This is a genomic window from Staphylococcus gallinarum (assembly GCF_000875895.1).
In the GTDB taxonomy this organism is placed as follows: domain Bacteria; phylum Bacillota; class Bacilli; order Staphylococcales; family Staphylococcaceae; genus Staphylococcus; species Staphylococcus gallinarum.
Genome location: NZ_JXCF01000063.1, coordinates 1 through 241, shown reverse-complemented (window position 1 = coordinate 241; position 241 = coordinate 1). Strand labels below are relative to the sequence as shown.

General features: G+C 24.1%; 1 protein-coding gene. It reads right to left on the bottom strand.

Annotation, left to right across the window (positions count from 1 at the left end):
- Positions 1–135: 135 nt before the first annotated feature.
- The coding region (locus SH09_RS12935; RefSeq protein WP_042740055.1) for an HTH domain-containing protein at positions 136–241 on the bottom strand (106 nt) is incomplete at its 5' end.

The following is a 241-nucleotide window of genomic DNA, read 5'->3' as shown; positions in this document are numbered from 1 at the left end:
TGAGTATTTAATTTAACTGCTTCATTTTTAACCATATTTTTATAATCTTCAATTTCAAGATTGTTCCGTATTATTTCATGATGTTCTAAAATCTTTTTATTTATTTTTTTCAAAAATAACCCCTCTTTTAAAATATTAATTCTTTTTAATAACCCTATATACAGTAGAACGACTTACACCTGTTTTTTTAGCAATCTCTTCACCCGTGAGTTTTTGTTCATCATATAAGAATTTAATCTCT